Genomic DNA, 19251 nt, shown 5'->3' on the forward strand with positions numbered 1-19251 from the left:
CTGCCCGGCGGTGATCAGGTGAGGCCGGGCCGCCGGCGGCTGATCACCGCCGCGCCCAGCAGGGTGCCGGCGGCCAGGGTGCCCCAGAGCAGGCCGCTGCCCGCGGCGAGCAGGGCGGTGAGCACGGTGGGGGCCAGCGCCCGGCCCAGCCCGTTGGACAGCTCCCAGCGGGCGAGCGCGCGGCCCAGGCGCTCGGGCGGGGCGGTGGCCACCACCAGGGCCGTCCCGCTGCCTGCGTAGCCGATCTCGCCGCAGGTGTAGAGCACCGCCACCAGCGCCACGGCCGCCGGCGCGCCCACCCCGCCCAGCCGCTCGGCCAGCCAGAAACCGGCGTAGGACAGGGCCAGCAGCACGCCGGAGCCGGCCAGCACCGAGCGGCGCGAGCGGTGCGCCAGCCGGGTCACCACCGCGACCTGGGCGATGATCACCAGCGCGGTGTTGCCCACGAAGATGCCCGAGGACCAGGCCGGCGAGGCGTGCAGGTGGGTGACCAGCAGCACCGGAAGCGCGACCTCCAGGACGTCGAAGCAGAGCGCGAAGGGCAGGTTCGCCAGCCCGAGCACGGTCATCCCGGGCAGGGCGGGCGACTGCCCTGCCCGCCGGGTGATGGCCCGTCGGGCGGGCGTGGTCGGTGGCGTGGCCGGTGGGGCGGTGACCCGCAGCGACCAGGCCAGGGCCGCCGCCAGCAGGTACCCCGCCGCCGTGAGCAGCGCCAGGCCGCGCAGCGTGCCGGCACCCCCGGCCAGCGCCAGCGTGGCGATCAGCGCGCCGGCGCCGAGCCCGGCGTTGCGCAGCGAGCGGCCGGCGGCCAGCGCGGTGTCCCGGGCCCGGCCCTCGACCAGGGTGGCCACCAGCGCGGCGTGGGCGGTCGGCCAGGTCTGGGTGCCGGTGCCCAGCAGCGCCGCGGCGAGCACGAAGCCGGTGGTGCCGGGCGCGGCGAGCAGCGCGCCGACGCCCGCGGCCCGGGTCAGCAGGGTCGCGGTGACCACCTGGGAGCGCGCGCCCCGGTCGATCCAGCGGCCCAGCGGGGCCACCGCCGCGAGCCCCACCAGCATCCCTGCGGAGAGCGCGAGTCCGGCCACCGAGGCCCCCAGGTGCAGCACCCCGATCGCGTAGAGCAGCAGGAAGGGGCGCAGCAGGCCGGCACCGAGCGCGTCCACCACCAGCGCGGTCGCGTACCTCGGGCCGCCGGGCAGCGGCCCCAGCAGCCGCCCGATGCGTTCGGGGCGGGGGAGGGGAGGAGTCGCGGGCGGTGCCGCCGGGGTTCTGGTCGAGGTCATGCCCGACACGCTGCGCCCGCTGCCCCGCCGCGGTCACGTCGATTGACGCCGTGCGTCAATCGATCCGTCCACACCCGCCGGACCTGCGACGATCGCTGGATGAGCGTGATCATCGAGACCGCCGGACTGCCGCCCGAGCGGCTGCTCTTCACCCCCTCGCCGCTGGCCGAGCTGACCGCGATGCTGCACGTGCTCGCCGAGCCGGCGCACCATCCGGCGCTGCACGGCTGGGCGGGCACCACTGCCGCCGCGCTGCGCCCCGAGCTGGCGGACCGGCTGCTGGAGGCGGACTTCCTCTGGCGCTCGTCGCGCGCCGACTTCCTGCTCCCGGCCATCCCCGGGGCCTCGCTGGCCGAGGAACTGGACGCGATCGACCGGCTCGACGACGAGCGCTACGTGGCCGGTGCGCTGATCGCCAGCTGCGGATTGAACCGGCTCGCGCTGCGCCCCCACTCGCCGCTGACCGACCCGGTGGAGCGGGAGCGGGCCATCGAGCTGGCGAACGCCCGCGGGCCCAGGCAGGCGGCCTTCGCCGACCGGCTGCTCTCCGATCCGGCTGCCGTCCGGGCCATCGTGCGCCGCCTGCTGGAGGACTGCGCCGAGGCCTTCTTCGCGGACGCCTGGGCCCGGGTGCTGCCGGTGCTGGCCGCCGACGCCCGGCACAAGGCCGACCTGCTGGCCCACCGTGGCCTGGCCGAGGCGCTGGCGGCCGTCTCCCCGGCGGTGGGCTACGACGCCCGGCAGGGGCGGATCGTCATCGACAAGCTGCAGTCCAGCTCGACCAGTGCGGCGAGCACCGGCCTGACCTTCGTGCCCACCGTGTTCGGACGTCCGCACCTGGTGGTGGTGTACGCCGCGGGCTGGCGCCCGGTGGTGCAGTACCCGGTCGCGGAGTCCGGGGTGCAGGCGCCGGCCGCGCTGGACCGGGTGCAGCAGCGGCTGGAGGCGCTCGCCAATCCGGCCAGGCTCCGGCTCGCCCGCACCCTGGCGCGTGGTGAGCACACCACCGGCGAGCTGGCCGCGGCCTGGCAGCTGACCGAGCCGGAGGTCTCCCGGCACCTCGCGGTGCTGCGCAGGGCCGAGCTGGTGCTCAGCCGGCGGCGTGGCCGATATGTGCTGTACCGCCTGGACTTGGGTGTCAGTGCCCGATTGGGGACCGACCTGCTGGAAGCCGTGCTGCGCTAGGTGTTCTGACCCGTGAGGTTGGGGGCGCGATCGGGCACCGGGGCGAGGATCGGACAGGGTTGGCCGGAAATCGCCCCTGGTCGCACAGGGGTGCCGCCGGGTCATCGGTTCGTTTACGCAGGACCTCGCCGCTGCTCGGGACGGTGGGGGGACGGCGGTCGGGACACGGAGCGGGTCCGGCCGCGGGTTCATGCTTTTCCAGCCGTCCTGGCTTTTCAGGAACGCCGTCCAGGGGCGCGCGTTTAACACGCCGTTATTGCTCTCGCAAGGCTTGAGTCCGGCCGGGAGACCCGGCTATAAATCCGACCCAACACCGGGCCACAAACGGGCCCGGTCGGTGGAGAAGGCCGGGCACCATCCCGCACGGCCCGTCGAGAGCGTGTGGAGGGATCTCCCGGTGCGGCCTTCGGACTACGAGCAGTTCTGCCAGGCGGATCCCGTCTTCTACGACGACCCCGGCGCCCGGGACGACGCCCAGAGCCTCTACCCGCCGGCCGTCGCCCCGGTCCCCGAGGGCTGGCGCCGCAGCGGCGACAGCGTCTGGGTCTACCTGCACCCCGACGGCCAGACGCTGCCCGACCAGGGCTGGAAGGTGCACGTCTCCGGCACCCTCGACGAGGCGCCCGAGATCATCGACATCGTCCTCGATTTCTGTCATGAACAGGAACTGAGCGTCAAATTCCTGCGCAGCCGGGAAACCGTGCTGAAGGCGAATTCGAAATACGCACCGCGAGGTTCCAGCGGAAAGCTGCTGACCCTCTACCCGCGGGACGAGACCGAACTGCACCGCACGCTCACCGGCCTGGAGCCGCTGCTGGCCGGCCGGCGGGGTCCCTACATCCTCAGTGACCTGCGCTGGCGCGACAGCCTGCTCTACGTCCGCTACGGCGCCTACCGCCAGCTGTACTGCCTGGACGAGCAGGGCCGCACGGTCTCCGCGCTGCGCGACGCGAACGGCACGCTCGTCCCGGACCTGCGCCGCCCGGTCTTCGCGGTCCCCGAGTGGATCACCGTCCCCGACTTCCTGCGCGAGCAGATCGAGGCCAGGAGCGACGCCGCTCCCGAGGACTTCCCCTACGACATCGAGAAGGCGCTGCACTTCTCCAACGGCGGCGGCGTCTACAAGGCGCGCGACCGGCGCACCGGAGAGGTGGTGGTGCTGCGCGAGGCCCGCCCGATGGCCGGGCTCGACCACCGCGGCACCGACGCCGTCGAGCGGCTGCACCGCGAACGCGACGTGCTGCGCCGGCTCTCCGGCCTGGACTTCGTGCCCGCGCTGCACGAGCACCTGGTGGTCTGGGAGCACGAGTACCTGGTCGAGGAGTTCATCGAGGGCGAGAAGCTGGAGCGGCACCTGTTCACCGGCCGCTACCCGCTGCTGCGCGCCGAGCCGGACGCCGCCACGCTGGCCGAGTACACCGCGCTGGCGCTGGACTACGGCGAGTAGCTGGCCGCCATGCTGCGCACCCTGCACGAGCACGGGGTGGCCTTCGGCGACCTCCACCCGGGCAACGTGCTGGTCCGGCCCGACGGCCGGCTCGCCCTGGTCGACTTCGAGCTGGCCTTCGACCTGGTCGACGGGACACCGCCCGGTTTCGGGGCGCCCGGCTTCATCTCGCACGCCGCCCGCACCGGCACCGCGATCGACAGCTACGCGCTGGCCTGCATGCGGCTGTTCCTCTTCCTGCCGCTGACCTTCCTGATCGAGCTGGACTCGGGCAAGGCCGAGGCGCTGGCCGAGGCCGCCGCCGAGCGCTTCGCACTGCCCGAAGGCTGGGCCGCGCAGCTGGTGGCCGACCTGCGCGCGGCGACCGGCGGGCAGCTGCCGGCCGGCACCACCGAGCGCACCGGGACCGGGCGCCCGCTCGTCGTGCCGGACGGCGCCTCGGACGACGCCTGGCGGCGGGTGATGGACGAACTGGCCGAGGGCATCCTGGCCGCCGCCACCCCCGAGCGCACCAGCCGGCTCTACCCCGGCGACCCGGAGCAGTTCAACCGCAACGGCATCGACCTGGCGCACGGCGCCGCCGGCGTGATCTACGCGCTGGCGGAGAGCGGCTACCCGGTGCCCGAGCAGCACGTGGAGTGGCTGCTGCAGGCGGCCCGCGACCCCAAGGTGGTCCGGCCCGGCCTCTACGACGGCCTGCACGGCACGGCCATTGCCCTGGACCGGCTCGGACTGACCGCCGAGGCCGGCGAGATCCTGGACCGTGCCCGCGAGCTGACCGAGACCCGGCAGCGGCTCGGGGTCTTCGGCGCCGACCTCGCCGGGGGTCTGGCCGGCATCGGCCTGAGCCTGCTGCACTTCGCCGACCGGCGCGGCGAGGTCGCCCTGGCCGAGCAGGCACGGGAGTACGGCGAGCGGTTGGCCGCCGGCGCCCCGCTCGGCAGGGGCCGGGTCGGGCTGCTGCACGGCGGCGCGGGCGTGGCGCTCTTCCTGACCCGGCTGCACGAGCACACCGGCGAGGAGCGCTGGCTGGATCTCGCCTTCGCCGCGCTCGGCCGCGACCTGGCCGGTGCGCAGGTGGACGAGAAGGGCATGCTGCTCACCCAGGACGGCCAGGGCACCGCCTACCTCGGCGCCGGTTCGGCGGGTGCGGCGCTGGTCGCCCGCGGGCTGCTGCGGCACCGCGAGGACGCCGCGCTGGCCCAGGCCGTGCCCCTGCTGGACCAGGCCTGTGCGGCCGAATTCCTCCTGATGCCGGGGCTGTTCGAGGGCCGGGCCGGTATGGTCTGCGCACTCGCGGCGGCCGGCGGTGACGGGCGGCAGCTGGAGCGGCAGGTGTCACTGCTCTCCTGGCACCTGGTCCGCCACCAGGACCGCGCGGCCTTCCCCGGCCAGCTCCTCTACCGGCTCTCCACCGACCTGGCCACCGGCTCGGCCGGCATCCTGCTGGCGCTGCACGCGGCGTCGGCCCGGAAGGGCACCGCCCTTCCCCTCCTGGACCACCACGGCGCTCCGGTGTCCGCGGTGCACAAGTAACACCAAACCCCCCGCCGGCGGCACCACAGAGCCCCGGCAGCTACGAAGAAATGAGGTGTGTCATGGCTTTCATCCTCGACCTCCAGGGCCTGCACGAGGAGTCCGAGTCGATCGTCGAGTCGATCTTCTGCAGCCACTGGTCCTCGCGCACCTGCATGTGACGTTCGCGCACATGACGGTCGTGCAGACCTGACAGCGGTGCCCACCCGAGCCTCAATCGGGTGGGCACCGCTGCGTGCGGTCACCAGCTCGTGGCCGGCTGCCACCTTATCCCCGGTCGCGCACGGCACGGGTCGATCCGGCCCGGCCTGACATACCATCAGGTCGCTGTTCGACCCCTCGTCCCCACCCCTCCTCGGGAGACCCCATGCGCCGGATCGCCGTCGTCGGAGCGGGCCAGGCCGGGCTGCACCTCGCGCTCGGCCTGCTGGCGGCCGGGTACCAGGTCACCCTGGTCGCCGCGCGTACCCCGGAGCAACTGCGCGGTGGGCGGGTGCTGTCCACCCAGGCGCTGTTCGGGCCCGCGCTGCGGATCGAGCGGGCCGCAGGCCTGGACCTCTGGGCGGACCGGGCCCCGGCGGTGCACTCGGTGGACGCCGTCCTCGCCGCCCCGCCCGGTGTGCGGGCGCTGGCGTACACCATGACCCTGGACGAGCCGGCGCAGTCGGTCGACCAGCGGCTGAAGATGGCCGGCTGGCTGGAGCTGTTCGCCGAGCGCGGCGGTCGCACCGAGTACCGCACGGTCGACCGCGCCGCCCTCCAACAGATCGCCGAAGCACACGAGTTGACCGTGGTGGCGAGCGGTCGGGGCGAGCTCGCCGAGCTCTTCGCCCGGGACGCCGCGCGCTCGGCCCCGCAGCCTCGGCGCACGCTCTGCTGCCTCTACGCGCACGGGGTCGGCTCGCCGGACCCGGGCGCCGGGCCGCGGGCGCGGATGAACGCGATCCCGCAGGGCGGCGAGCTCTACCTGCAGCCCGCGCTGACCCTCTCCGGCCCCTGCGCGATCCTGCTCTGGGAGGCGGTGCCGGGCGGGCCGCTGGACTGCTTTCCCGACCGCCCCGGACCGGTGGAGCAACTCGACCGGATGCGCGGCCTGTTGCGCGACTTCCTGCCCTGGGAGTACGAGCTGTGGGCCGAGGCCGAGCCCACCGACGCGCTCGGCAACCTCTACGGCGCGGTGACCCCGACGGTGCGGCACCCGGTGGCCGAACTCGACCACGGCTGCCACGTGCTGGGCATCGGCGACACGGTGGTGCTGAACGACCCGATCACCGGCCAGGGCGCCAACAATGCGACGCGGGCCGCCGCGCGCTACCTGCGGGCGATCACCGAGCACGGCGAGGCGGCGTTCACCCCGGACTGGATGCGGCGGACCTTCGACCTGCACTGGCGTGAAGAGGCCCGCCACAGCGTGGAGTTCACCGCCACCATGCTCGACATGCCGGAGCACCTGCAGCGGGTGTTCGGCGCGGCGGCCGAACACCCGCAGGTGGCCCGGCGGTTGGCCAACACCTACGCCGAGCCGGGCGACTACGCGAACTGGCTCGCCACGCCCGAGCTGACCGCGGCGTACCTGGCCTCGCTCTGAGGGCCCGGCACCCGTGAGTCCGGCGCCGTGGGGCCGCTCTTGTGGGCCCGGATCCGTGGGCCCGGATCCGTGGGCCCGGATCCGTGGGCCCGGCTCCGTGGGCTCGGCCGCTACCGGCCGAGCCCACGGTCGCCCGCGCCGATCGCCAGGTCGTTGATGCTCGCGTAGCGGCGGCGCATCAGGCCGTTGCCGTCGAACTCCCACTGCTCGTTGCCGTAGCTGCGCCACCACTGCTCGCACGCGTCGTGCCACTCGTACTCGAAGCGCACCGAGATCCGGTTGCCGGTGTACGCCCACAGCTCCTTGCGCAGCCGGTAGTCCAGCTCGCGCTCCCACTTGGCGCGCAGGAAGGCGACGATCTCCGGGCGCCCGCGCAGGAAGACGTCGCGGTTGCGCCACTCGGAGTCCTCGGTGTAGGCGAGCGCGACCCGTTCGGGATCACGGCTGTTCCAGGCGTCCTCGGCGGCCTGGACCTTGAGCAGGGCGGTGGCCTCGGTGAAGGGGGGAACGGGCGGTCGCTGCGTCATGGGAGCTCCTTCGGTGGTCCTGCCGTCCCCACCGACACTCGCAGCAAGGGGTGCTCCGCCGCCATGTCCGGACGGACGGCCGACCCACAGATCCTGCCGTCGCCGCGCCGTATGCTCGGGGGATGACCACTGTGCGCGCGCCGCGGGTCGCCGTGCTCGCCTACGACGGGGTGCGGCTGCTGGACCTGGCCGCGCCGCTGGAGGTGTTCGGCACCGCCGGGGCCTACCAGGTGACGCTCTGCTCGCCCGGCGGCGGCGCCGTCACCGCCTCGACCGGGACCGTCCTGTCGGTGGCGGCCGACGCCTTCGCCGTCCGCGCGGACACCGTCCTGGTGCCCGGGTCGCCGACCCTGCCGGAGGGACGCGTCCCCGAGGGCGTGGTGGCCGCGGCCGCCGCGCTGGCGGCTTCGGCGAGCCGGGTCGCCTCGGTGTGCACCGGCGCCTTCGTGCTGGCCGAGACCGGGTTGCTGGACGGTCGCCGGGCCACCACGCACTGGCGGCACACGGCGGCCCTCGGCCGGCGCTACCCGCGGATCACCGTCGAGCCGGACTCGATCTACGTCCGCGACGGCCACCTGCTGACCTCGGCCGGCGTCAGTGCCGGGCTGGACCTCGCGCTCGCCCTGGTGGAGGACGACCTCGGCCCGCAGGCCGCCCGCGAAGTCGCCCGTGACCTGGTGGTCTTCATGCAGCGTTCCGGTGGCCAGTCGCAGTTCTCGGTGCCCGCCCGCACCCCGCGCCCCCGCCACGACGCGCTGCGCGCCGCCCTCGACGCGGTCGCCGCCGACCCGGCCGCCGACCACTCGGCGGCCGCCCTCGGCGCGCGGGTCGGCCTGAGCGCCCGTCAGCTGGCCCGGTTGTTCAGGGCGCAGCTCGACACCACCCCCTCGCGCCACGTCGAGCAGGTGCGCCTGGAGGCGGCCCGTGGCCTGCTGGAGGCGGGCGAGTCGGTGACCGGCGCGGCCCACCGCTCGGGTCTGGGCAGCGACGAGACCCTGCGCCGCGTCTTCCTGCGCCACCTCGGTGTCGCGCCCTCCGCCTACGCGGCACGGTTCCGCACCACCAGGTGAGAACGGCCCGGTTGCCGGACCCGCACGGCCCCGCGGACGTCGCTCGGGACGTACCGCGGGGCCGTGCGGGGCGATGGGAGCCGGCACGGTCGACCGGTGTCAGCTGTGCGCGCCTGCCTTGCGACGGCGGACGACGAAGGTCAGCACGCCGCCGAGGGTGAGCGCGCCGACACCGAGGCCGGTCATGGTGCCGATGCCCTGGGCGCCGGTGAACGCCAGGGCGTCGGCGGCGGCGGTGCTGCTCGCGGTGGCGCGGGCGGCGCCGCTCGGGGTGGCGGTGCTCGGGGTGGCGGCGCCGGTGTCCGCGGCCGGGGCCGTGGTGCCACCGGTGCCACGGGACGGCGTGGCCGCCGCGGCCGAGGTCGGGGCGGCCGTGGCCGGTGCCGTCGGGGGCACCGGCACGACGGTGGTCCCGCCGGTGGGAACCGAGCCGGAGGCCTGGCTGCCGAGCGCCACGGTGGAGGTGTTGTCGGCCTTGTTCGGGTCCCACGGCATGCCGCTGTCCTGGTCGCCCTCGTCGAGGGAGGAGAGCGACACGACGGCCGAGGCGCCCGCGGCGGGGTCGGCCTGCAGGGTGAAGTCGAAGGAGCCCTTGAAACCGGCCGGAACGAGCGGCGAGGTCTGGCAGATGTAGCGGGTCTGCGTGTCGCTCTTGAACTGCGTGTCCGGGCGGCACTTGTCGGGCGCCGAGACGACCTTGACCTGCTTGGGCAGGGTCACCGCGACGTCGCCCGGGTCGTCGCCGGCGCGCCAGTAGATGGTGGCGGGGCCGCTGCTGGTCATGCCGACGGTGAGCTTGCCCGGCTTGCCGTCCGCTCCCGGGGCCCAGGCGCCGAACGTGGCGAAGTCGGTGGTGTTCGGGACCTCGGCCTGCAGACTGAAGCCGCCGCCGTTCGGGGTCAGGTCCATGACCTGGCCGGGCTGCGGCGTGCTCTCCGGCTTGCCGACGGTCAGCCGGGGGCTGCCGGCCGGGCCCGGGGTGAAGTGGAAGCTGCGCACCCAGGAGTCCGGGGCGGGGGCCTGCGGCAGGACCGAGATGTCCTCGTAGGCGTAGTAGGCCGAGGGCTCCACACCGATCTCGACGGGGTCCAGACGGGCCGTCCCGCCGGGGGCGAGGGGCGAGTCGACCGTGCAGATGACGGCTTCCCCACTGGCGTTGGTGCCGTACTCGCAGTTGGCGAAGCGGGACTTGAAGTCCAGCCCCATGCCGCCGGTGAAGACGTACACCAGCTGCGGGGCGGTCACCTGGCCCTTGTTGGTCACCACCAGGTCGGGCTTCCAGACGTCCCCGGGCTTGAGGCTCTTGTTGAGCGGAACGTCCTGGCCGGTGAGCCGGGTGCCGCCCAGCATGACCTTGGTGTCGGCGGTCACCGCGGGGGCGTCGCCCTGCTGCAGGTGCGCACTGACGTGCAGGCTGCCGGTGGCGCCGACGGTGCCGCCCTTCGCCGGGGTCAGCTTGAGGTCCAGCCGGGTCTGGCCCTGGTAGACCGGGATCTGGGGGCAGGTCAGGAGGGTGCCCGCGAGGGTGCAGCCGCTCGGGGGCTGCACGTCCGCGATGCCCTTGAGGCCGCTGACGTCGATCTGGGCGACGACCCAGGGCGACTGCGTCCCGCTGTTCGCCACGTTCAGGTTCAGCGACACCTGCTGGTTCCACGAGTCACTGGCGTCGGGCGTCGGGTCGACCGCGACGAAACCGGGTGCGGTGACGGTCAGCGTGGGTTCGGCTGCGTGGGCCGGGACGGCGAAAGCCCCCACGGCGAGTGCGCAGACGGCTGAGGAAAGGCCGAAGAGGCGGGCGCGCGCGATGCGCATGGTTCCCCCGGATGGTCCTGTAGTGGCGAGTTGAACTCGCACACCCTAGGACCACGGGTCTCCGGGCACCGCGTGATGAATGGGGTACTTGGGACGCTTGGTGCCTTAAGGCAGCGAAGCTTTGCCAAGGCGTGACCACAGTTCGCCCCGGAACGGCCACAAAGTCGACACATCTATGGGCCGGTTGGCGTCGAAGGGCGCGTCAACCGGTGCCACCGGTGCCACCGTCGTCACCGGTGGGGGCTGTGCCGTACCTGCAGCGGCGTGCCTACAGCAGGAACAGCTTGGTGAAGGGGGCGACGATCCGGACCTGCCGGGAGCCGAAGTCGACGACCACTGCGGTCGTGCCCTCGCCCTCGACACTGATGGCCCGGCCGAGGCCGTACTGGTCGTGGGACACGCGGTCACCGGCGGCGAACCGCTTGGCGGGCGCCGGGGTCTCGGCGCGGAAGGGACTGGTCGGCAGGTGGCGCCGGGGCGCGGATGAATTCGGCATCCTGGCCAGTATGCGCCCCGCGCGGGGTTCCGGGGACCCCGAGGAGTATCTTTCCCGCCTTTCGAGTCGCGGCAGGACCGGCCGGGGTGACACGAAAAAGCCCCCGGCGATCTTCGCTCGGGGGCTTTCCGTGGGTCGTGCTGGTGGCCAGGGCCGGGGTCGAACCGGCGACCTTCCGCTTCTCAGGCCAAGCCGGGGCGGTGAGGTGCCCCGGTTTGGATGCTTCTGTCGTCCATGGAGGGCCGCCGCCGGACGCCATGGTTCGGGACGGTTGGCGTCGGCGTTGGCGTCAACCGGCGGAGCTTCACATGTGCTGGGCGTGCTCAGTAGGGGAGCAGACCGGTGGTGACCAGCTCGAAGTCGAACGGCTCCGGGATATGGATGGTCTCGCCGAAAGCGATGTCCTCGCGGCGATGGTACTTCGTGCCGTCGGGTCGGCTGAAGAGCGTGACCGCCTTCTCCCTTGCGTCGATCACGAGGTAGAGAGGGATTCTCATGAGCGGGTAGTCCCGTACCTTCCCCACCCAGTCGTTCTCCGGGTTGGACGGTGAGACCAGTTCGACGGCAATCGCAGCAACTTCGGCAGGAACCTGGTTGTCCCTGGTCGTGAGTGCATCGTCCGGCAGGTACGTCAGGTCGGGATTGCGGCTCTTGCCGACATTGGGCGAGACGAGGTCCGTGTTCTCGCTGGGTAGTAGTCCTGCCGGGGCGTACGCGTCGAACTGGCGGCGCACCACCAAGAGATTCCGTTGGTGAATCCCCGAGGGGCTGACCATCATGACGATGGTGTCGCCGGAGAGCTCGACCTTGAACCCGTCTGGCAGGCTCCTGCGGGCCTCTTCAAGGAGCGCGAAGTGCTCGGGGTTCATGCGCGGTGCCCTTCCGGGTGAGTCGGCCGATGCTCCAGCCTAGTGCCGCGTCAGGTTCAGCCGAGAGTCCGAGCGTCGCGACGCCGCCCACCATGTGCGGGTCGGTCCAAGCAGGTGGCCCGCTACGACGACGCCGTGGCCCTCCTGGCCGAACTCCGTGGCGCCTGTGACCATGTCGGGCGCGGCCTTCAGTTCCGGCGACGAGTGGCCGCGCTCCGCGAGCAGTACCGGCACCTGCCCGGCCTGTTGCGCCGGCTCGACGACCGGGCTCTGCGCGGTTGATGCCAGGCACTTCGCGAGGGACCACCATCCGCTGGGGGCACATCCCGGCCGAAGGCTGGGACGGAGGGCGTCTTCGGATGCCCTCGTCCACTTCGGTTCGCGTCGGCGTCAAGCGACGGCGGATGGTCCCTGGCTTCAAACCTCTGGTCCCGTCCCCGCTGGCGATTCACTACGCTTGGTACGGTGAAAGCCGCACGAAGCCTCGCGATCTGGCTGGCCGACCGTACTCCTTCGCAGCTGACCGAACTGCTGGAACAGCGCGAACTTCCTTACGCGGCCGAGGTGGCGAGCCTGGCCGACCTGGCCGGCCACCTGCTGACGGATGCCTCGACGGCCCTGGGGCTGAGCGAGATCAGCCTCGGGGACCTTCAATTGCTGGTCGCTGTGGCGACCTTGGCCGAACGGTTGCACGGTCCGCTACCGGCCGTCCCGCCCGCTCATCACCTGTTCATGGGCTACGGCGGCCGTTCACCACGGCTCGACGCGCCTACGGTCGACCCCGCTGACCGGTCCGTGACCCGGGACCAGCTCTTCCGATTCCTGCAACTCGACGGCGCCGGTCGGTCCGCAGCCGAGGCCGCGCTGTCCGGGCTGGCCGAGCGGGCCCTGGTACTGCCCTCGTCCGGAAGCAGGGTCATCGTTCCGATCCTGGTCCACCGTCAGGCGGGTGAAGGCGGCGGTTACGGCCGGCCCGCCGAACAACTGCTCACCGAGGCCTTCAACGCTCCGGAGATTCACCGCGTCGCGCTGGGGATGGGGCTCGCGAAGGCGCGGACCCGGGACGAGGCGCAGCGGCAGATCGTGGACGTGCTCAGGGACGCGAAGCGCGTGCGCGCCATGGCCGCCGAGGCGCCGCCCGCGGCTCTGGACCTGCTGGACAAACTGGTCCCGGGCCCGCCACTGCTGCGCACGCACTGCTTCGTCTCCCGGTACCGCGGATTCTACCCGGGCTCCGGAGGTAAGTTCACCTTCCGGGAAGGCGGTTCGGGAGATCCCGGCACGGACTGGCTGGCCGCCCGCGGCCTGGTCGTTCCGGTGGACGAGGACCTGACGGAACTGCCGCGCGAGGTGGCCGACGCGTTGCGCGACCACGACCGCGCGCCGAGCTACCAGTCCGCCCCGCCCCCGGTCGAGGGCACGGTGGAGATCCCAGGTGGTGCAGTCGAGGGCCAGGCGCAGGCGGCGTTGGCCGAGGCGGCCTCGCGGGTCGAACTGATGCTCCGTCAGGTGGCCGTGCAGCCGCTCGCTGTGCGCAAGGCGGGCGGAATCGCAGTCCGGGACACCCGCCGGTTGGCGAAGGTGTCCGGCATGTCGGAGGAACAAGCCCGGCTGTGGCTCGACCTGGCGAACAACGCGGACCTGATCACCCCGTGCGCCGAGGAACCGGAGGCCCCGGCGGGAGGACGGGGCCGAGCGCGTCGGCCGGAATCCCAGCCACCTGCCCGGATGCTGCCCACCGAGCGGTACGACGAGTGGCTGGCGGCTCCACCCGCTCAGCGGCTGCTGCCGCTCGTCGCCACCTGGGCGGTGGTGCCCGAGGTGTTCAGCCATTGGCCGGAGGAGAATGACACCCCGGTCGCGCTGGTCACGCCGGAGGACGGCGAGGCCGTCGATCTGCGCTATGCCGTGCTGGAGGCTCTGGCCACCCTTCCGGCCGAGCACGGAGTGCCCACCGGCAAGTCCGCTCGCGCGCGGGCGACCGCTCTCGCCGGTCTCGTCGCCACGGCGGCCTGGTTCCGCCCGACCGCCCTCGCCCAAGGTTCGTGGGAGGCTGAGCGGGTCGAGGCGACCCTGGCGGAGGCGGAGATGCTCGGGGTCGTCGCCCACGGAGCGCTGACTACGCTCGGGCACGCCGTGCTCGGGCTCCTGAGGGCGGGTGCACACCGCCACTTCCCCGCCGTTCCGGGCGCCGGGCCGGCGCTGCGCGACCGTCCTGCTCTGGAGGACGCGGTTCGGCGGTTGTCCACAGCCCTGGACGCGCTGCTGCCCGTGCCGCAGACCACCGCCCGGTTCCAGGCGGACCTTACGGTCGTGGTCGCCGGAGCTGCCGCATCAGAGCTGACCGACCTGCTGGTCGCCTGTGCGGACCGGGAGTCGGAAGGCCATGCCGTGGTGTGGCGGATCACCCCTGCGGCGGTCCGCCGGGCGCTGGACTCCGGATTGGACGCCGCCGACCTGCTGGCTCGGCTGGCCGACGTCTCGGAGGGCGGGCGGCCGCTCCCGCAGCCCCTGGAGTACCTGATCAAGGACACCGCGCGGACCCACGGCCGGATGCGAGTGGTGCGCTCCGCCTGCTGCATCCGCTCCGACGACGTGGCACTGGTGGCGGAGCTCGCCGCGGCCCGTGCGCTGTCCAGGCTCGGGTTGCGACGCATCGCGCCGACCGTGCTGATCAGCACAGTCGAGCCCGAAGCAACCCTTGCCGCGCTTCGGGCTGCCGGCTACGCCCCCGTGCAGGAGGCGGAGACCGGGACGACAGTCATCGAGAAGGCCCGCCAGGAACGCGGTCCCAAGCGCATGCCGTCACTGTCCGGAGCACGACCGCGCCACGGCAAGGCGCCGAGCACCGCATCGGCGTTGGCGAGCGCGCTGCTGGCCGACCGCTGACCAGGGGATCGCCCGAAGCGCTCGGGCGGGGCGATGTGCGTCGCGCCGCCGTGGTGAAGGCGCTTCGGAGCTCCCAGACCCCAGGTGGGAGCGCGGCACGCTGGGCGCGTTGAACCGGCAGCAAGGGCAGTGTGTGTCAGTGGCCCTCGGTCCAGAACTGCTGGAGTCGCGCGATCGCCTGGGCCTTGTCCAGCTCGGCGACCTGGTCCTCGGTGAGTCCGACGCGATTGATCAGCAGGTGGACCAGATCTACGGGAAGCGCCTCGCGTGGCGGCTCGGGCACACCTCGATCGGGAAGCGCGCCGTCCAGAACGCACGGCCAGAAGGCATCCTCCGTCACGTCCAGCTGATCGCGGAGGATGTGCGCCCATATGCTCGCGCCGTACACGGTGCGGTCGACCGGATGCGATACCCGAGTACGCAGGATCCGCCCGTCGGGGAGCCCGAACTCATAGGTGATGTGGTGGGTGCCGGTGCGGCCACGCGCGTCACGCACGCGCTCCCAGCTTTCGACCTTGCGGAACTGCTCGTGCCGTTCGCGTGTCGGTTGAGGCCAGGTCACTTCGCGACTCCGAGCAGCCAATCACGAAGCTGTGCGTCGTCGCTGAGACCGATCAACTGAACCAGGCCCCAATTGTCACGATGATTGGGCGCGTTTAGAAGCCGGTCCTGCCAGTCCTCCGCGTACTCGCGAAGCGCGTCGATCATCTCGTCGATGGCCTCGTCGAACGTGGCGCCGTCCGCTGCGACCGGCAGGCCGGGGAGGAACACCGACCAGCCACCGCCCTCAGCGACCACCTCGGCCTTGGACGGACACAGCAGCGTCAGCGCGTGGTGCAGCCGCCCCGCGTCGACTACCGCCGCATACCCGGTGTCCCGGCGAACGGTCGCGACCCGGCCCTGCCCGGCTGCGTCCAGCAGATCCTTCAGGTGTGCGCGGGCTTCGGTGTAGCTCTCGTAGTGGACCGCTGTCATGGGGAGCCTCCCTGTCCGAGAACCAGGGTCGCGCCCGGCGCGAAGTACGTCAAGTACGTCAAGTACTCGGGCAGGTGTACGGTGACCCTCCGCTGCGCCGTTGGCGTCAAGCCACGCAAAAATGCCCCCGAAGCGAGCTGCTTCGAGGGCATCGTGGTCAGACTGTGTGGCCAGGGCCGGGGTCGAACCGGCGACCTTCCGCTTTTCAGGCCAAGCCGAGGCGTCTGGATGCCCTGTTTTGAGCGGTTCTGACGTCCGTGGAAGTGCGGCTGCGGACGTCATCGCGCACGGCGGTTGGCGTCAGTGCTGGCGTCAACCGGATTCACGGGATGGGACCCTGCTCACCAGCCGAGTGTGCGCAGCTGCCGGTTGGTCTCGCGCAGGTCGAAGTGGGCCGGGTCGAAGTCGGCTGCTGAGTCGAGACCGATCCAGCGCAGCAGGTCCTCGTGCTCCGGGTGGGCGGGGTCGCGGAGGGTCTGCTTGAGGTCTTCGTACCCGCCCGGGCCGCCGCAGTCCTCGGGTGGGCAGGCCCCCGCTCCGTCCACGCAGGCGGGATAGTGGTGGCTCGCCTCGGCTGCCATGGTGTGTTCCACGGTGATGCGGTGGTCCCACGAGTCGCCGAAATCGTAGGTGTAATCGAGCTGTGTCCCCTCCTTGGCGACGGTGTCCAGGGCGGCGGTGGTCTCGTCGACGAGGTCGAGCTCAGCCGAGCGGCGACCGTAGTCGACGCCGTTCGCGCTGAACGCGTACAGGTGGCAGTTCTGCCAGCCCATTGTCGCCTGGATGACCCGGTGCAGGTTGTCGAGGCGGATGCCGGCCGGCACCTGGACGCGGCGCCATACCGCGGGCTGATTCGCATCGGCGAGTTGGACGCGGAGCTCGTAGACCGGGTCGCCAGGGCGTGGCTCCCCGCGCAGCCGGGCCAGGGCTTTACGGCCGTCCGAGGTGAGCGTGACGGACTTGCCGGTCTGCTGGGTGGCCCCGAGGCCCTTGAACGTGGCGAGGAGGCGGTCCACGTCGCGGTCGTTGCTCTGACGCAGGAGGCGAAGGCGATCCTCGGGAAGGTCGTCGAGGACGAAGAACCCGGACAGTGTCTCCCACACCGCAGTCCGCAGCTTCTGCTCCGGCGCCGGAAGGTCCGTGGCGTAGAGGCTCGTCAGCACCGCCCGCAGCCCGGCGGGGTACTCCTCCGCGAGCATCGAGCCGAGCCAGCCGGAGGGGAGTACCGCCTCGCCGATGCGCGGCAGGGCCTCGAACAGCGCGTCGAGGGTGCGCTCGGGGTCCTCCAGTACGCGCGCGTTCTTCTTGACGGGCACCAGGCGGCCGCCGGTGACGCGCAGCAGCCGGGCCGCCTTGGCCCATTCGACCAGCAGGTTCAGGTGGTACAGCTCCTGGCTGGACTTGGTCTTGAAGGTCCTCTCACCGATGGCCGGGTCGACGGTGTCGCCGGTCTCCAAGAGCGTAACCAGGGCCCGCGCGTCCGCGAGGGTGACCTTGCCCGTCTGGGTGAGCTTGCGTCCCGCGCCGATCCAGCTGACGAGGCCTCGGACCTGCTCGACGGTGCGTGGCCGCTCGGGTTCCATCGCTGCTTCCTGCCTGCTCCGGACTTGACGGATTCCATCATCGATGATCGGCGTTCCCGCTAGGGTCGTCGCGATGAGCGAGTACCAGTACTACGAGTTCCTGGCGATCGACCGACCGCTGACCAGCGACGAACAGGAGCAGCTGCGGTCGCTGTCCACCCGGGCCCGGATCACCGCGACCAGCTTCACCAACGAATATCAGTGGGGCAATTTCCGGGGCGACCCTCGACGGATGGTGGAGCAGTACTACGACGCCCACCTCTACCTGACCAACTGGGGCACCCGTCAGGTGATCCTGCGCCTGCCCAAGGGGCAGCTCCCGCTGCGGGCGCTGGAGCCGTACTGCTTCGACGAGTGCGTCGAGGCATGGATGACCAAGACCCACCTCGTCCTGGACCTGCGCAGCGAGGACGAGAGCGGGGACTGGGACGAGGGGGCCGAGGACTCGCTCGGTGCCATCGCCGGGGTGCGGGCTGAGCTGGCCGCCGGTGATCACCGCGCCCTGTACCTCGCATGGCTGTCCGCCATCGGCGCCTGGGCACTCCAGGAGGACGATGAGGAGGTCTACCGGGAAGCGGTCGAGCCCCCGGTCCCGGCCGGGCTCGACCGGCTCACCGCACCGCAGCGGGCGCTCGCGGACTTCCTGCGCGTTGATGCCGACCTGCTGGCGGTCGCCGCCCAGGCCAGCCCGCCCGCTGCCGGGCCTCCGAAGCGGCCCGGGAAGAAGGAGCTGGAACCGCTGATCGCCGCACGCCCCGACAAGGAGAAGAACGACCTCCTGCTGCGCCTGGCCCTGGGCGATGAGCCTCAGCTGGGAGCCGAGCTCCTGCGCCGCCTGCGCGGCGAACCGCCCGTCGCGACCGCGCCGGGGCAGCGATCCGCAGCCGAACTGCTGGACGCAGCGCACGCGCGGGCCGCCGGGCGCCGACAGCGCGCCGAGCGGGTTCGAGACGAGGCGCGGGCAAAGAAGCTGACCGCCCTGGCCGCCGACGAGGAGGCGATCTGGCGGGAGGTCGAGAACCACGTCGCCCGCAAGCAGGTGGCCCGCTACGACGCCGCGGTGGCCCTTCTGGTCGAGCTCCGCGACGCCTGTGATCATGTCGGGCGCGGCCTTCAGTACCGGCAACGAGTGGCCGCGCTCCGCGAGAAGTACCGGCACCTGCCCGGCCTGTTGCGCCGGCTCGACGACCGGGCCTTGCGCGGCTGACGCCACCCGCACGCACGGGACGCTTGAAACCGAACCGACGGCCCATACCATCTGCGTGATATACAGTGGCGGGTATGGGCGAGCGCTACTCCATCGAGCTGGAAGCGGAGGTGCGTCTCTGGCTTGCGAGTCTCACCCCGCAGCACTATCGGCAGGTCGAGGAGAAGGCTGATCTCCTTGCCGAGTACCCGACCACGCTCGACGAACCGCACTCGCGGAACCTGGGTGATGGGGTGCGGGAACTGCGCCTCGGCCTGAGCGGGAACGCGGTGCGGATCAGCTACTGGCTGGCGCCTGGACGCCGCATCGTTCTGCTCACCGTCTTTCGCAAGACCCGAATGCGTGAGGAGGCGGAGGTCAAGCGGGCCAAGGCCGCCAAGCTGGCGTGCGAGACGGGGCACCCGGAAGCTCATGAGATCTACAGTCGCAACACGGCGGAGGAGGAACGGTGAACCACGCACGCTGGCAGCTGGCTCGGGACAAGCGCGCACTTCACAGGGAGATCGAGCCCCCCGCGATCATCGCCGAGCGAGAGCAGATTCGTCTGGCCATGGCACTCGGCCAGCTCGTCTACGACCGGCGTACCCAGCTGGGACTGAGCGAGGACGATCTGGCGGTTCGCCTCGGTAGCACCGCTGACGAGGTGGAACACATCGAGGTTGGTGGAGTCCTCCCGGTCACGTCCGACCTGCTTCTCCGGATTGCCGCGGCTCTGGAGGTGTCTGTGGACGTCCATCTGGCGACCTCGGGCACGGCAGTCAGCTTCGCCGCTCGCGCCGCATAGCCA

Annotated in this window: 18 protein-coding genes and 1 tRNA gene; 10 read left to right on the forward strand and 9 right to left on the reverse strand. The window is 72.2% G+C overall.

The features are described 5' to 3' along the window. Positions 1–14 precede the first annotated feature (14 nt). Positions 15–1280: an MFS transporter gene (locus tag OG294_RS21835; protein WP_327068211.1), complete on the reverse strand. Its 1266-nt coding sequence runs from the start codon at positions 1278–1280 to the stop codon at positions 15–17. 99 nt (positions 1281–1379) lie between these two features. Here OG294_RS21835 and OG294_RS21840 point away from each other — a divergent pair, with 99 nt between their 5' ends. The 4 genes from OG294_RS21840 to OG294_RS21855 all read left to right on the forward strand — a co-directional run bounded on the left by OG294_RS21840 (position 1380) and on the right by OG294_RS21855 (position 7036). After that, the gene (locus tag OG294_RS21840) at positions 1380–2465 is read left to right on the forward strand and encodes a DUF5937 family protein (RefSeq protein ID WP_327068212.1); all 1086 of its coding nucleotides are present in this window, start codon (positions 1380–1382) and stop codon (positions 2463–2465) included. Positions 2466–2862: 397 nt separating this feature from the next. After that, positions 2863–3912 carry a class III lanthionine synthetase LanKC N-terminal domain-containing protein gene (locus OG294_RS21845; protein WP_327068213.1) on the forward strand — a complete coding sequence of 350 codons (1050 nt, stop codon included), beginning with the start codon at positions 2863–2865 and terminating at the stop codon, positions 3910–3912. A gap of 9 nt (positions 3913–3921) precedes the next feature. Then, positions 3922–5448, forward strand: coding sequence for a hypothetical protein (locus OG294_RS21850; RefSeq protein WP_327068214.1), 1527 nt, complete (start codon positions 3922–3924; stop codon positions 5446–5448). Positions 5449–5815: 367 nt separating this feature from the next. Then, complete coding sequence (locus OG294_RS21855) at positions 5816–7036, forward strand: styrene monooxygenase/indole monooxygenase family protein (protein ID WP_327068215.1); 1221 nt, start codon at positions 5816–5818, stop codon at positions 7034–7036. Between the two features lie 110 nt (positions 7037–7146). Here OG294_RS21855 and OG294_RS21860 read toward each other — a convergent pair whose 3' ends face one another. Then, a complete protein-coding gene (locus tag OG294_RS21860; protein WP_327068216.1) occupies positions 7147–7563 on the reverse strand; it encodes a nuclear transport factor 2 family protein in 417 nt (138 codons plus the stop codon). A 122-nt stretch (positions 7564–7685) separates the two neighbouring features. Between OG294_RS21860 and OG294_RS21865 the strand changes: the two genes are divergently transcribed. Further along, positions 7686–8633, forward strand: a complete 948-nt coding sequence (locus OG294_RS21865) for a GlxA family transcriptional regulator (protein ID WP_327068217.1) — start codon at positions 7686–7688, stop codon at positions 8631–8633. 99 nt (positions 8634–8732) lie between these two features. Here OG294_RS21865 and OG294_RS21870 read toward each other — a convergent pair whose 3' ends face one another. The 3 genes from OG294_RS21870 to OG294_RS21880 all read right to left on the reverse strand — a co-directional run bounded on the left by OG294_RS21870 (position 8733) and on the right by OG294_RS21880 (position 11810). Beyond that, on the reverse strand, positions 8733–10445 hold the full coding sequence (locus OG294_RS21870; protein ID WP_327068218.1) for a hypothetical protein: 1713 nt from the start codon (positions 10443–10445) through the stop codon (positions 8733–8735). 268 nt (positions 10446–10713) lie between these two features. Next, the gene (locus OG294_RS21875) at positions 10714–10941 is read right to left on the reverse strand and encodes a hypothetical protein (RefSeq protein WP_327068219.1); all 228 of its coding nucleotides are present in this window, start codon (positions 10939–10941) and stop codon (positions 10714–10716) included. 323 nt (positions 10942–11264) lie between these two features. Next, on the reverse strand, positions 11265–11810 hold the full coding sequence (locus OG294_RS21880) for a Uma2 family endonuclease (protein ID WP_327068220.1): 546 nt from the start codon (positions 11808–11810) through the stop codon (positions 11265–11267). A 114-nt stretch (positions 11811–11924) separates the two neighbouring features. On the opposite strand from OG294_RS21880, the gene OG294_RS21885 reads away from it, so the two are divergent. Continuing rightward, a complete protein-coding gene (locus tag OG294_RS21885) occupies positions 11925–12092 on the forward strand; it encodes a hypothetical protein (protein ID WP_327068221.1) in 168 nt (55 codons plus the stop codon). Between the two features lie 183 nt (positions 12093–12275). After that, entirely contained in the window at positions 12276–14699 is a 2424-nt protein-coding gene (locus OG294_RS21890) for a helicase-associated domain-containing protein (protein WP_327068222.1), read from the forward strand. A gap of 136 nt (positions 14700–14835) precedes the next feature. Here OG294_RS21890 and OG294_RS21895 read toward each other — a convergent pair whose 3' ends face one another. The 4 genes from OG294_RS21895 to OG294_RS21910 all read right to left on the reverse strand — a co-directional run bounded on the left by OG294_RS21895 (position 14836) and on the right by OG294_RS21910 (position 17257). Continuing rightward, positions 14836–15261 (reverse strand): cytotoxic translational repressor of toxin-antitoxin stability system, encoded by a 426-nt coding sequence (locus tag OG294_RS21895; RefSeq protein WP_327068223.1) that lies wholly within the window; start codon positions 15259–15261, stop codon positions 14836–14838. Next, entirely contained in the window at positions 15258–15674 is a 417-nt protein-coding gene (locus OG294_RS21900) for a prevent-host-death protein (RefSeq protein WP_327068224.1), read from the reverse strand. Before OG294_RS21900 ends, OG294_RS21895 begins: the two co-directional genes overlap by 4 nt. 167 nt (positions 15675–15841) lie before the next feature. Then, positions 15842–15919, reverse strand: a tRNA-Phe gene (locus OG294_RS21905). Positions 15920–16015: 96 nt separating this feature from the next. Continuing rightward, positions 16016–17257: a plasmid pRiA4b ORF-3 family protein gene (locus tag OG294_RS21910; RefSeq protein ID WP_327068225.1), complete on the reverse strand. Its 1242-nt coding sequence runs from the start codon at positions 17255–17257 to the stop codon at positions 16016–16018. A gap of 73 nt (positions 17258–17330) precedes the next feature. On the opposite strand from OG294_RS21910, the gene OG294_RS21915 reads away from it, so the two are divergent. The 3 genes from OG294_RS21915 (at position 17331) to OG294_RS21925 (ending at position 19248) form a co-directional block, all read left to right on the forward strand. Continuing rightward, positions 17331–18464: a hypothetical protein gene (locus tag OG294_RS21915; protein ID WP_327068226.1), complete on the forward strand. Its 1134-nt coding sequence runs from the start codon at positions 17331–17333 to the stop codon at positions 18462–18464. Positions 18465–18538: 74 nt separating this feature from the next. Then, complete coding sequence (locus tag OG294_RS21920) at positions 18539–18916, forward strand: type II toxin-antitoxin system RelE/ParE family toxin (RefSeq protein ID WP_327068227.1); 378 nt, start codon at positions 18539–18541, stop codon at positions 18914–18916. Then, positions 18913–19248, forward strand: coding sequence for a helix-turn-helix domain-containing protein (locus OG294_RS21925; protein ID WP_327068228.1), 336 nt, complete (start codon positions 18913–18915; stop codon positions 19246–19248). Before OG294_RS21920 ends, OG294_RS21925 begins: the two co-directional genes overlap by 4 nt. The last annotated feature ends 3 nt before the right edge of the window (positions 19249–19251 follow it).

It is taken from the genome of Kitasatospora sp. NBC_01302 (assembly GCF_035976515.1).
Lineage (GTDB): Bacteria > Actinomycetota > Actinomycetes > Streptomycetales > Streptomycetaceae > Kitasatospora.